Annotated in this window: 11 protein-coding genes; 8 read left to right on the top strand and 3 right to left on the bottom strand. The window is 53.3% G+C overall.

Features of this window, described 5'->3' with window-relative positions; translation table 11 throughout:
• Positions 1–48: 48 nt before the first annotated feature.
• Together ABFZ83_RS00770 and ABFZ83_RS00765 are read right to left on the bottom strand one after the other, a co-directional pair.
• The gene (locus ABFZ83_RS00770) at positions 49–1,446 is read right to left on the bottom strand and encodes a serine hydrolase domain-containing protein (RefSeq protein ID WP_411817526.1); all 1,398 of its coding nucleotides are present in this window, start codon (positions 1,444–1,446) and stop codon (positions 49–51) included.
• 18 nt (positions 1,447–1,464) lie between these two features.
• Positions 1,465–3,177 (bottom strand): dipeptidyl-peptidase 3 family protein, encoded by a 1,713-nt coding sequence (locus ABFZ83_RS00765; protein WP_411817525.1) that lies wholly within the window; start codon positions 3,175–3,177, stop codon positions 1,465–1,467.
• A 185-nt stretch (positions 3,178–3,362) separates the two neighbouring features.
• Between ABFZ83_RS00765 and ABFZ83_RS00760 the strand changes: the two genes are divergently transcribed.
• From ABFZ83_RS00760 to ABFZ83_RS00725, 8 genes are all read left to right on the top strand, one after another.
• Complete coding sequence (locus ABFZ83_RS00760) at positions 3,363–4,562, top strand: lytic murein transglycosylase (protein WP_411817524.1); 1,200 nt, start codon at positions 3,363–3,365, stop codon at positions 4,560–4,562.
• A 127-nt stretch (positions 4,563–4,689) separates the two neighbouring features.
• Entirely contained in the window at positions 4,690–5,217 is a 528-nt protein-coding gene (locus ABFZ83_RS00755) for a phasin family protein (protein WP_411817523.1), read from the top strand.
• A gap of 40 nt (positions 5,218–5,257) precedes the next feature.
• Positions 5,258–7,228 carry a bifunctional tRNA (5-methylaminomethyl-2-thiouridine)(34)-methyltransferase MnmD/FAD-dependent 5-carboxymethylaminomethyl-2-thiouridine(34) oxidoreductase MnmC gene (gene mnmC, locus ABFZ83_RS00750; protein ID WP_411817522.1) on the top strand — a complete coding sequence of 657 codons (1,971 nt, stop codon included), beginning with the start codon at positions 5,258–5,260 and terminating at the stop codon, positions 7,226–7,228.
• Between the two features lie 47 nt (positions 7,229–7,275).
• Positions 7,276–8,664 carry a pyridoxal-phosphate dependent enzyme gene (locus ABFZ83_RS00745; RefSeq protein WP_411817521.1) on the top strand — a complete coding sequence of 463 codons (1,389 nt, stop codon included), beginning with the start codon at positions 7,276–7,278 and terminating at the stop codon, positions 8,662–8,664.
• Positions 8,664–9,008, top strand: coding sequence for a Spx/MgsR family RNA polymerase-binding regulatory protein (locus ABFZ83_RS00740; protein ID WP_411817520.1), 345 nt, complete (start codon positions 8,664–8,666; stop codon positions 9,006–9,008). Before ABFZ83_RS00745 ends, ABFZ83_RS00740 begins: the two co-directional genes overlap by 1 nt.
• A gap of 129 nt (positions 9,009–9,137) precedes the next feature.
• Positions 9,138–9,599, top strand: a complete 462-nt coding sequence (locus ABFZ83_RS00735) for a YaiI/YqxD family protein (RefSeq protein ID WP_411817519.1) — start codon at positions 9,138–9,140, stop codon at positions 9,597–9,599.
• 74 nt (positions 9,600–9,673) lie between these two features.
• Positions 9,674–10,843, top strand: coding sequence for a cystathionine gamma-synthase (locus tag ABFZ83_RS00730; RefSeq protein ID WP_411817518.1), 1,170 nt, complete (start codon positions 9,674–9,676; stop codon positions 10,841–10,843).
• A 78-nt stretch (positions 10,844–10,921) separates the two neighbouring features.
• The gene (locus ABFZ83_RS00725) at positions 10,922–12,352 is read left to right on the top strand and encodes an alanine/glycine:cation symporter family protein (protein ID WP_411817517.1); all 1,431 of its coding nucleotides are present in this window, start codon (positions 10,922–10,924) and stop codon (positions 12,350–12,352) included.
• Here the strand turns inward: ABFZ83_RS00725 and ABFZ83_RS00720 are convergent.
• Complete coding sequence (locus ABFZ83_RS00720; protein ID WP_411817516.1) at positions 12,349–13,290, bottom strand: tyrosine recombinase XerC; 942 nt, start codon at positions 13,288–13,290, stop codon at positions 12,349–12,351. The genes ABFZ83_RS00725 and ABFZ83_RS00720 overlap by 4 nt on opposite strands.
• Positions 13,291–13,318 lie beyond the last annotated feature (28 nt).

Raw genomic sequence — 13,318 nt, 5'->3', positions numbered from 1 at the left:
CAACTACTATTTTTCAAAAGGCGCTCACGTTATCGCGAGATGGGCCGATCAATCGTCCAACGCGGCAAGAATATCAGCGGTAAAACGGGCAATATCGAACCCGCCACCATCATCGAAACCGCGCCGAACGACCAGAATATTCCGAGAGGGAACAATCACGAGCGATTGCCCGCGATTGCCAAGGGCCGCATACGTCCCCGCCGGAAGGCCAAAAGTCTCGTCGAATAACCAGAATTGCGCCCCATAGCCGGGCCGTTTTGAACCGTCTTCACGGTCGGTTGGCTGATCTGGCGCAGGGGTTGCTACATATTGCGCCCACCCCTCGGGCAAAATCCGCTCGCCCTGCCATATGCCATCATTCAGGTATAACAGGCCAAGACGACCGAGATCGCGCGCCGTCGTCCAAACTTGCGATGACAAAATGAAATCGCCATTCCAATCGGTTTCTAAAAATGTGTGGTCCATGCCCAAGGGTTCGAGCACGGCCTTGAATGGAAATGTCAGATAGGCTTTCTCGTCACCCATCCGCTCACGGAGCGCACGCATGACCACCATGGTATCATTATTGGCATAGCGCCAACGGGTTCCGGGGGGTGCGACCAAACGATTGGTGATCGCATGATCGACAACCCGCCCACCGCCGAAATAAATATCATCAGTACGGTTGCCCGCTGTCGGCGAGGTCAATCCGCTCGACATATGCAACAGGTTTTCAACCGTGATCGCACCGCGCGGATCATTCGGCGACGACCAGACCGCAAGTCCGGCGGGCTCGTCAACTGCTATGATTTCTTTTTCTACTGCCGCGCCGATAATACTCGCGGCAATTGATTTCGCGACAGACCATGTTCGCTGGGGTGTATGAGCATCGAATCCGTCGCGGTATTTTTCTGCCATGATCCGACCGTTCTCGATGACCAAAACTGCGGTCGTTTCTGTACCCTCACCATAGGTCTGTCTGTCAAATGCATCCGCGACCACACCCGCAAGATTAAACCCTTGCGGCGTATCCGCCAAAACCTCGTCAGTGACTTTGTCCCCTGCTGGCCAATTGACGTTCGATTTATCGCGTGTTTTCGAAAATTTTATCTTGGGCAGAGAAATTTCATCTGCACCCGTTGGATATTGAACACAACCCAATCGGGGTCGCCACGCCGCAATGCGCACCGCATCATCGGCATAGGTAACGGAAACCGTTTTTGCGACATTATCGATAACCGCGTCCGGCAAGGTGGCCATAGCGTCGCGATAGCCCGGATATATCCGATGAAGTTCATCGCCCGCAATTTGTTCCGGCGACCGCCCCGCATTGAAATGCGCCGAACAGGTAAATGCGGCCTTATATCCTGCGACTAGTGACAAATGCGCAAGATCTGGCTCCTGCGCATTTGCCTGTATTATTGACGCCGTTAAAACGGCAATTGATCCGATGACTGATTTACGCATCGAATTGCCTCTCAGCGATTAAAGCGCGTCGTCGTAAATTGGCTGAATATCGACCGGAAGATGGGTCAGCGAGGCAATCACATTTTCCGCATCCGCATCCAGTTTCGCATATTGATCGAGAAACGCTTTAGCGGCGTCGTAATCGCCATCTCCCTGCACAACCACAATGTCGCGTGTCAGATCAGAGACCGCCTGTTCAAGTTTTGCAAAATCAAGTTTGAACTTGCCATCCTCAACAGTCACCGCACCGACCTCACGAAAGTAAGTATATTGGAACGCGGCCCCGGCCCCGTGCGCTTCGTTGATGCCAAAGCGCATCGCCCGGAATAGCCCCACGAAATAGGTCGCAAGGAAGTTTTCCTTCTCCGCAATCGGCAACTCGCCCTGCTCCATCATATAAAGGACATTATACGCCCCCATGACGTCGGCTTTACCTTCTTCCGTCTGCGTATAAAGCTCTTTGAGTTCAGCGCTCACAGACGTTTCGACGCCATCCTTCGCGATAGAGCCCGGTCCGAGACTATGCGCCAATTCATGGAAAAGAACTTCGCCCGACATATATTTCTTCATCAACATCGCGGCTTGTTCAGGCACAAGAACATCCTGCGCCATTGGTGCCAGAATAAGGTCAAACTTCGCGCCAAGCACATTGTTCAAAAGTACTTTCTTCGCGCCCTTGGCCTCTCGCACTCGCTCGTCATTTGGCAGATTAAACGCAACCGTCTGAACGCCCGGCACATTATCACCGCCACCATGAACCTGGTAGGTCACGGCGATGGGCGATTCGAAACCGCGCTTAAAGTTTTTATAGGACTCGTCGACCGGCAGATTGGCTTCCATGTCGCGCAGAAAGTTTTTGTACTTCGCGAGCGCGGCGCTCTCTTCCGGGTTCTTGACGGTAATAAAAGCTTCATAGGCTGTTTTGTACCCGAAAAGCGTATCCGTATAGACTTCATATGGGCCAATTGCGGCTTCGATTGGCCCGTCTAAATCCATCCATGCCATTTCCGACTCAAAATAATCGTCGGTCAGGAATGATTCTGCACGCAAGGTTAAAAATCGCTTGAGGCTTTCATTTGACGTGATTTCGGCCGCTTCGCGCATGAGCTGCGCCGCCGGTTCGAGCCATTCGCGGTAATGCTCCGCGTAAGGAATGGCCTTTAGGCCGCCATTACCGTCACGCCGAATTACGGTGTAGCCGCTCGTGAAAGCCTCTTTATCTTCCGGATGTTCAGTTATCCAGTTTTCAAATTCTTCCTTGGGCATATCGGCAGGATAAAACGCAGCCCCTGCCGGCATAGGCGTATCGCCGACGAAAGGCTTGTTGTGGTCGAGCGTATCCCACGGGCCGAAATGAAGATCGAACAACTCAAGCACGAGGTCTTTGTTCTCGATATCGCTTGCGGCGATCTGCGCCCGCCATTCCGGGTTTTTCTCGCTGCGCTGGCGGAGATAAATTTCCGACATCAACACACCAACCTGATTGAGCTTATTGATGACCGCTTTTTCTTCTTCGGTCAGAAATGACGTGTCCGCGTTCATTTCCACAACTGCGAATTGATCCCGCATCGTATCGAGGGTTTCTTTGGATGCCACCTGCAGCTTTGCTTCAGCGGGCTCTTGGGCTTCCGACGTTGTCTCGGTTTTCGTTGTTGTGTCCTGCGGTGAACAAGCAGCACTCAGTGCGAGCATGGAAACAAAAAGCATGGAGCGGGCGATAGAGTTTTTCATACAGATCCCTTTTACGACGGACGCGGCGTGAACAGCCGCCCGAATTTGGTGCCAATTTAACGCTTTGTGGCCGATCTACAAACCCCGCCATAATCCGGCCTTGCAGGCGCGATAGGGTTTGAATATTGCTTAAACATAAGCGCTATTGGCCGATCTTGTGATTCGCAAAAAATGAGGAAATCAGCATGAAGAAACGACTGGGCACCATTGCCGCTGCCGCAATTCTGTCCTTGAGCAATATTGCCCATGCTGAACCTTCGGATTTTGAACAATGGGTTGCTGGTTTCCGCGCTGAAGCATCGGCCGCTGGTATTTCCGACGAGGTTCTAGATCAGGCTTTGAGTGGCCTCACGATCAATAGCCGCGTTTATGAGCTGAATGACAATCAACCGGAATTCTCTCGCGGTATCTGGGATTATCTCGACAGCGCGGTTTCCGAAACGCGGGTCAGGAATGGCCGCGCGAAATTTCAGGAGAACCGCCAATTATTGACGATGATCGATCAGGCCTATGGCGTCGACGCTGAAATCATCGCGGCAATTTGGGGCCTTGAGTCTTCTTATGGCGCAATCATGGGTAGCTATGACACGATACAGGCCCTTGCGACCCTCGCCTTTGAAGGACGACGGACCGGCTATGGCCGGAGCCAACTTATTGGTGCGCTAAAAATTATCCAACATGGTTATGCGAGCCGCGACGATCTGAAAGGATCATGGGCCGGTGCGATGGGCCATACGCAATTTATCCCGACCACCTATCTTTCCTATGCGATCGACCATGACGGCGATGGGCGTCGCGACATCTGGAATAATCTCGGTGATGTTTTCGCCTCTACTGCGAACTATCTCAGCGTATCCGGCTATCGCGGTAATGAAGCATGGGGGGTCGAAGTTCGCCTGCCCGCCGGGTTTGATTACGCCCTCGCCGACACCAAGATCAAAAAAGCCGTGGTCGAGTGGGCTGCGGCAGGCCTTTCATCAATCAACGGCCCAAGCCTCATTGACGGTTTTGATCCGAATATTCGCGGTCGCCTGATCATTCCGGCTGGCGCACACGGCCCGGCATTCCTCGTTTTCGACAATTTCGAAGCGATCTTGAAATATAACCGGTCCACGGCCTATGCGCTGGCGGTTTCGCTCCTTTCCGAAGAAATCGCCGGTCGGAGTGGCGCAGTTGTTGCCGCTTGGCCGCGCGATGACCGGCCATTGACCCTTACGGAACGCAAAGACCTACAGCAGGCCCTAAAGGATCGCGGATATGACCCAGGGCCCGTTGACGGCATTATCGGAGCCGGGACAAAGCGCGCCTTGCGCACTTTCCAACAATCTGCGGGTCTGCCGGCAGATGGATATGCCTCCGCCAAGGTGCTGGAAGCCTTGAAATAAGCCATTTCTGGCTGTCATAAAAATTTTTTGAGGCGCCCCTTGTTGCGGTGCACAATATCCACTAAATGAGGGTCAATGCTGCACCGCACAAAGTCCGGGCGGCAACCATCTTTTAAAGGAGGCCCTCATGGCAACCACGAAGACCGCAGCGAAGAAGACGACGACCACGAAGTCGACGACGGCAAAAAAAGCTGAGACCACAAGCCCAGTCGCGGACATCATGTCATTTTCAAATGGCGCAGAATGGACCGCCAAGGCGAAAGAACAGTTCGAATCAATGATGGAATCATTCGGTGAGAACCTCGAAGAAGCCCGCGCGAAAAACGAAGAACTGGCTGAAGAGCTTCAGGCTCGGTTCAAGTCTTCGCAAGAGCGCGTAAACGAGACCAATGCGTTCCTTATGGAAGCGGCGCAGGAAGAAGTTTCTGAAACTGTTCAGTTTGCAAGCGACCTGACCAACGCAAAATCTTTTGCGGACGCGCTTACCATTCAGCAGTCTTACTGGAAAAAGCTTTTCGAAAACCGCATCGAACGCGCACGCGAGCTTACAGAAACAACTGTAGAAACCGCCCGTGAAACGATGACGCCGGTTGAAGTTCCATTCGCGAATTTCAAATCTTTCGAAAAATTCTTTGCGTTTCCTGTAAAAGCTTAACGCGAGACAATTTGACGGTCATCCGTTATGTCTGTCGCCCATGAGCGGCGAAAGAACAACGACGGTAATTGACCATGCGATCCTAGAATGGGGTGCAAGTGACAAGCTTGCGCCCCATTCGTCTATTCAACCGGATTGCGCACCCCGATCTCCAATCTTTGATGATGTTTATTTCTCGGGCGATGGGCCTGCGGAAACGGATTATGTGTTCCTGCGTGGGAATTCCTTGCCAGCGCGGTTCGAGCACACAGCGCAGTTTCAAATTGGTGAACTAGGTTTTGGGACCGGGCTCAATTTCCTCGTCGCTTGGGACCGCTGGGAAAAGGCCAACAAACCGGAAAATGCAACCTTGCATTTTTTCTCTGTCGAAGGGTTTCCTCTCGCCCCTGACGATCTGGAAAGGGCACATGAGGCCTGGCCGGATCTTGGCGAACGCGCGGGTGTTCTGCGATCAAAACTCCCCCCGCCCCTGCCGGGATTTCATCATATCGAGATCGGCGACCACGTCACCTTGACCCTGTTTTACGGTGATGCCCTAGAGGGGCTTGGGCGCGCAAATGCCAATATAAATGCGTGGTTTTTTGACGGATTTGCGCCGTCGAAAAATCCGGCAATGTGGTCGGCAGAAATCTTCAATGAAGTGGCTCGCCTCTCCGCGGACAAGGCCAGCTTCGCGACCTTCACGGTCGCGGGCATGGTGCGGCGAAATCTGGAAAGCGCGGGATTTGCGTGGCAAAAAACACCTGGCCACGGGCGCAAAAAAGAAATGCTGGTTGGTGCACTGAATAAGGCCGATAGGATTTCGAAAAGCGCGCCTTGGCATCGACGGGCTGGACCCATCAATCCGCGCGCATCGGTCGCGATCATTGGTGCCGGTGTCGCCGGGGCCAGTCTTGCCTATGAATTGACCCGCGCGGGGTTTCGACCAACCCTTTTCGAGGCAATCGCCCCCGCAAGTGGCGCATCGGGCAATATGGCAGGCCTGATTATGCCGCGCCTTGATGTCGGCGATTACCCGGCCGGGCGTTTCCATATCAGCGCTTACATTCATTCTCTGCGCCTTATCGGTGTCCTGAACACCTCCGGCCTGTTCAATCCTTGCGGCGCAAAGTTACATGCCACCAATGACCGCGAGCGTGAACGACACCAAAAACTTATCAACCAAAAGATTCTTCCCAATGGATGGATTGAACCGCATGCGGATGGACTTTTCTTTCCGCAAGCTGGTGTCATAAACCCATCCCGCTTGGTTGAATGCCTGATCGGCGGCACTGACGTCATTACCGCCCGTGTTTCGCGATTGGTTCAAACCGAACAAGGCTGGTTGGTATCAACCGAAAACCAGACCCATGAATTCGACGCAGTGATTATCGCAAATGGTCTTGATGCGCTTCGCTTTACCCAAGCGCGCGGACTACCGATTACCGGTTCGGCCGGACAGATCGATTATTTTCCCGATGCGCCGCCGCCGGATCATATTCATGTCACCGGGCCATATTGCGCGCCATCGCCCGATGCTGGTGCCGATGGCGGCCTCGTGATCGGGGCAACATATCTGCCCATAGATTTAGGCCAGCACGCCAAGACCTCAAAAGACCAAACCGACGCCAATATTGCATCAGTCGCGCAATCGCTGCCCGATCTTGTGCGCAATCTGAACACACCCGTTTCCCGCGCCAGCGTGCGCTGCACAACCCCCGATCAATTACCTATTGCGGGCCCAGTGCCCGATTGGGGCTTTTATGCGGGGGCTTATGACGGCCTAAGGCACGGGCGTCGCGAAGCCTTCCCCGACGGACAAATGCGGCCAAATCTCTATATTTTGACGGCCCTTGGCTCACGCGGGCTGGTTACCGCCCCCTATGTTGCAGCTATGATCACGGCGGATTTGACCGGCACCCCTGCGCCCGCAGATCACGAGGTCTATGAGGCGCTTCATCCTGCCCGCTTTTTTATTCGCGATTTGAAACGCGGCTATGCCAAACCGGTCAGTGCGCCAGCTTGCGAATGACAGCCGCTTTGGGTTAAGTCGCCTCAACACCAGTTGAGGATTTCTCCATGAAAGAAACGCCATTCGGTCCTGTCTACGACAATGTACTCGAAGGGGTTGGCAAAACCCCGATGGTCAAGATCTCCAATATCGATACGGGGCCTTGCGAGTTGTATCTCAAACTCGAAGCGTCGAACCCCGGCGGCTCCATTAAAGACCGCATCGGTATCGCCATGATCGAAGCCGCAGAACGCGAGGGCAAGCTAAAGCCCGGCGGTACGATCATTGAGGCGACCGCCGGAAATACCGGCCTCGCATTGGCGCTCGTCGCCGCCCAAAAAGGGTACAAAACCATCATCGTTGTGCCGGATAAAATGGCACAGGAAAAAATCTTCCATCTAAAAGCGCTCGGTGCCGATGTGCGCCTGACGCGATCTGACGTCGGCAAAGGCCATCCCGATTATTATCAGGACATGGCCGAGCGCATCGCAAAAGAGACCGGTGCGTTTTACGTCAACCAGTTTGGCAACGCTGCGAATCCCGTCGCCCATGAAAAAGGCACTGGCCCGGAAATTTGGGGCCAGATGGACAATGATCTCGATGCCATCGTCGCTGGTGTCGGCTCTGGCGGTACGATTACGGGGCTTTCAAACTTTTTCAATGAAACTGCGCCGAATGTCGAAATCATTCTGGCGGACCCGAAAGGTTCGATCCTTACGGATTATGTCAATACGGGCGCAATACCGAACGAAGTCGGGTCGTGGTTGGTCGAAGGAATTGGCGAGGACTTTATCCCCGATATCGCAGACCTCTCTCGCGTTAAGGCCGCCTATGGCATCACAGATCGTGAGAGCTTTGAAGCCGCGCGGGACCTTCTGCGTAAGGAAGGAATTCTCGCCGGGTCGTCATCGGGTACAATCCTTGCCGCAGCGCTTAAATATTGCCGCGCGCAAAAGAAAAAGAAACGCGTTGTCGCTTTTGTTTGCGACCGCGGCGACAAATATCTCTCAAAGATGTTCAATGACTACTGGATGTATGATCAGGGCTTTTTAAAGCGCGCGCCCAAAGGCGATCTCACAGACCTGATTACGCGCCATCACTCAGAACAACAAACTGTCACCGTAAAGCCTGATGACACGCTGATGTCGGCCTACGGCAAAATGAAACTCTATGATATCTCGCAATTGCCGGTTCTTGATGATGACGGCAATGTCGCGGGACTGCTCGACGAAGAGGACCTGTTATTCGCGGTCGTCAGAAATCGCGACAAGTTCAAAGACCCGGTAAAATCGGCCATGACCTATCGCGTAGAAACCCTCGACGCGGGTCAGGATATGCAATCGCTTTTGCCGATTTTTGCAAAAGGTCATGTCGCGGTTGTGCTGAAAGGCGGCAAATTTGAGGGCTTGATTACGCGCACTGATTTGCTCAATTATCTTCGCCTGCAGGTGGCATAATGGACGTATACGGCCTAAAAACCTGCGACACCTGCCGCAAGGTCAAGAAAGCGCTTGATGGAGCAAACATCACCTACGCGTTTCACGATGTTCGCGAGGAGCCCGTCAGCGCGACGCAGATTGGTCGCTGGGCCGCCGCAGTCGGGACCGAAAAGCTACTGAACAAAGCATCAACCACATGGCGCAATTTAGACCCCGCCGAAAAGGATGGTCTGAATGAGAAAAAAGCCATCAAACTGATGCATGATAACCCGACGTTGATGAAACGCCCCATCATCGTAAATGGCCCGACGCAAGTTTTCGTTGGTTGGTCAAAAGACACGCAAGAAGCGGTGTTGGGATAAAATCATAAGTCCGCGCTTCTTGTTGGTTTCTGCCTACCGTCCGGATGACAGGCAATGCACCTCGTCATCCCGGACATGATCCGGGCTCTATTAATTGTTCGTCGGCATAAAAATCGATAGAAATCACCAATGAGCAAAACTTTGGAAATTTTCATCGACGCTGACGCCTGCCCGGTTAAGGAAGAAACCTACAAGGTCGCCTTTCGCTATGATGTGCCGGTCAGTGTCGTCGCGAACGCGCCGATTCGTATTCCCCGGCACCCATTGATCAAACGGATCACGGTGAACGACCATTACGACGCCGCAGATGATTATGTCGCCGAACACGCGCATGTGAATTCAATTGTAATCACGGCAGACATTCTTTTAGCCGAACGTTGCCTTAAAATGGACGCCACGGTGCTCGGCCCGAAGGGCACTCCCTTCACCAAGGACTCCATCGGATCAGCCCTTGCCTCCCGCGCGATTATGTCGGATCTGCGAGCCGGTGGCGATGCCGTCGGCGGCCCTGCCCCGTTCCAAAAAGCGGATCGTTCGCGATTTCTCTCCGCCCTCGACGAAGCCATTGTGCGCTTAAAGCGACAGGGTTGACCTTCGCGGTCAGGCGCGCCAAGTCCAATGCCAGAGACGCGCCTATTGCGCGGAAAAATTTGAGGCAATGACCAATGTCAGACAATAACAAAAACCGCCCTGCCTTTGCGACACGCGTAATTCATGCCGGTCAGGAACATGACCCGACCACAGGCGCTGTCATGCAGCCAATCTATCAAACATCGACCTACGCTCAGGAAAGCCCGGGCGTTCATAAGGGCTTTGTTTATGCGCGCGGCGCGAACCCAACCCGTCACGCCTATGAGCGTTGCATCGCCGATCTTGAAAACGGATCGCGGGGTTTTGCTTTTGCATCTGGCATGGCGGCAATTTCGACAATGCTTGAGCTTCTGCCGGCGGGCAGCAATGTGATTGCGATGGATGATGTCTATGGCGGCACTTTCCGGCTTTTCGAGCGTGTACGGAAAGATTCCGCGAATATGTCATTCAATTATGTAGATTTGACCAAGCCAGAAAACCTCGAAGCGGCAATCACGCCCGAAACCAAACTGGTCTGGCTCGAAACGCCAACCAATCCCCTTTTGAAAATTGTGGATATCGAAGCCATTGCCAAGATCGCGCATAAACACGGATTGCTGGTCGGCTGCGATAACACATTCGCCTCTCCCTATTGCCAACGGCCGCTCGACTTTGGTGCCGATATTGTCATGCATTCCGCAACGAAATATCTGGGCGGGCATTCGGACGTTATTGGCGGCGTGTTAGTGGTCAACGACAACGACCTTGGCGATAAATTAGCATTCTTGCAAAACTCCGTGGGCGGAATTCAAGGCCCGTTTGATAGTTTTCTCGCATTGCGCGGCCTGAAAACATTGGCGCTCCGCCTCGAACGATCAACCTCCAACGCATTGGCATTGGCAGAGTGGCTCGAAAAGCATCCGGCGATAGACCGCGTCAATTACCCGGGCCTCAAATCGCATCCCGGCCATGAGGTGGCGAAACGCCAAATGGATGCCTATGGCGGCATGGTAACGATCTTCCTGAAAGGTGGCCTTGATGCCGCAAAAACCATGCTGGAACGTGTCGAGCTTTTTACCCTTGCCGAATCCCTCGGCGGCGTTGAAAGCCTTATCGAACATCCCGGCATTATGACCCATGCGTCTATCCCGCCTGAACGCCGCGCAGAGTTGGGCGTAGACGACGCGTTGGTGCGTATGTCCGTTGGCGTGGAGGATCTTGAGGATCTGCGCCGCGATCTCGATCACGCGCTTTCCGGCCTATAAAAATACGGTCGTGACAAAGTAAACAACCCTGATAGGCTTGCGCGCTTGAATTAAAGGGCGTGAGCCCATTCGGGGGTGATGATGGACGGCGTCGAAAATTCCAATAACTTAGCCGACACAATCAACAATACGCTCAGCCCCGTCAGCGATTTCGTTGCATCCATTATATTCTACGCGGTCGACGTTGGCGGCGTTTCCCTCCCGCTTGTGGTCGTCTGGCTCATGGTTGCAGGCGTGGTGATGACCGTCTCACTGCGCTTTATCAATTTTCGTGGCTTCCGACATGCGGTCTCCATGGTCTTTAATCCGCATGACCAGGATGGCGCTGACGGCGAGATCTCTCACTTCCAGGCGCTCTCCGCTGCGCTTTCCGGCACTATTGGCCTCGGCAACATCGCATCCGTTCCAATAGCCATTGTCATTGGTGGCCCAGGGGCGGTCTTTTGGATGATCATTGCGGGTTTTTTTGGCATGGCCACCAAATTTGCCGAATGTGCCATGGCGGTGAAATACCGAAAAATCCTTCCCGACGGCCGCAGCATCGGTGGCCCGATGTATTATATAGAGGCAGAGTTCAACCGACGTGGCCTAAAAACCATTGGTAAAGGTGTAGCAATTTTCTTCGCACTGATGACCATTGGCGGATCAATCAGCTTTTTCCAAATCAATCAATCACACGCACAGTTCGCGAATGTAACCGGCATATCAGCGCCATTGACCTTTGCGACGGTCATGTCTGCGCTCGTGGCCTTTATCGCTCTGGGCGGCATCAAACGCATTGGCTTGATGGCTAGCCGACTGGTTCCATTTATGGCTATTCTTTATCTCGGGGCCGCAATTATCATCATTGCTTTGAATATTTCCTCACTCCCCGATGTTATTGTAACCATATTCAAAAGTGCATTTGGCCTCGAAGCTGCGGGTGGCGGTATGGTCGGGGCACTGATCAATGGTATGCGCCGTGCAACCTATTCAAGTGAAGCTGGTGTGGGGTCCGCAGCGATTGCCCATTCCGCGGTCAAAACGAACGAGCCATTGACAGAGGGCTATGTCGCACTCCTTGAACCGTTTATCGACACCGTTGTCGTATGTACGATCACAGCACTCGTCGTTATTCTAACCGGTGCGTATGAGCCATTCATGTATCAAGAAGGCGCTGTGGGCATTCAAATCACGTCAAATGCGTTTGCCGGAACCTTTGCTTGGTTCCCGATTATTTTGCTCATCTCATCGACGCTATTTGCCTTCACGTCCGTGGTCAGTTGGGTGTTCTATGGCGCGCAAGCGGTCGGATATTTGACCAATGGATCAAAACAAATCGACATAATATTCAAAGTCGCAATCTGTGTGTTGCTATGCGCCAGTGCGGCACTATCGGTATCTTCAATTCTCGACTTTATCGACTCGATGATTTTCGCAATGGCAATTCCGAACATCTTGGTTCTGTATTTGATGTTGCCGGAAATTAAGCGCGACGTGAAAGCCTATGAATTGAAACACAATATCTAGGCGCGCGGATGAGCCTTATCAAAAATACGAAGCATATTTTCGCTGTCGATTTTGGTGTAGCGCTGGGTCGCCGCGAGGGATGAGTGCCCGAGTAATTCCTGAATTGTGCGTAAGTCTCCGCCTGCGGATAAAAGGTGCGTGGCGAATGAATGCCGCATTGCATGCGGCGTAGCACTATCCGGCAGGCCAAGTGCTGCGCGAAGTTTCGCCATGGTCAATTGCGCCTGACGCGCAGACAATGGCTTGCCGCGTTTTGAAAAAAACAACGGATCATCCGCGTCGGTACCATAGGGGCATGCCGCAATATAGGCGTCAATCCCTTCACGCGCAGCCGGCACGACTGGTACAATCCGCGTTTTTGCCCCCTTCCCCTTGATCGAAATCGCTTCGGCAATCGGCGCATCACCCCAGCGTAACGATAGGGCCTCAGAAATCCGCAGCCCGACCCCATAAAGAAGCGTCATGAGCGCAGCGTCGCGGCACAATTCCCAATTCTCTTTTTGCGTAGTCGTTTTCAACTTGCCCGCAGCGTCAATTACCGCGTCCGCATCTTTTTGCGAAATTGGCCGCGGCAGTCGTTCTTTCGCGCGCGGGCCGCGCATGGTCGCGATCGCGTCATTTTCGATATTGGCGCGTTTGCGAAGAAAGCTGAAAAATGTTTTGAGCGCTGATAATTCCAACTTAAGGCTTGGCGGAGCCAGCCCTTCATTTCTACGCTGCGCCAGATAGGCGCGAAAATCACGGGTTTCTAATTTCGCAAGATCGTCAATGCTTGGCGGGCCACCCAGATGGTCGATCAAAAAGGTCTCGAAGCGTTCAAGCGCCGAGAGATAATTACGCTGGGTATAGATGCTTGCGCGCTTCTCCGCCTTGAGGTGCTGGGCGAAAAGGGTGCACCAGTGCCGAAGGGCCTTTTCCGCTGAAGATGACTTTGCCATGCGCCTAAGACGCCACCGAGAGGGTTAA

The organism is Hyphococcus formosus (genome assembly GCF_046736345.1).
Lineage (GTDB): Bacteria > Pseudomonadota > Alphaproteobacteria > Caulobacterales > Parvularculaceae > Hyphococcus > Hyphococcus formosus.
Note: the sequence above shows the minus strand (reverse complement) of the source record. Positions and strands in the feature narration are given on the sequence as shown.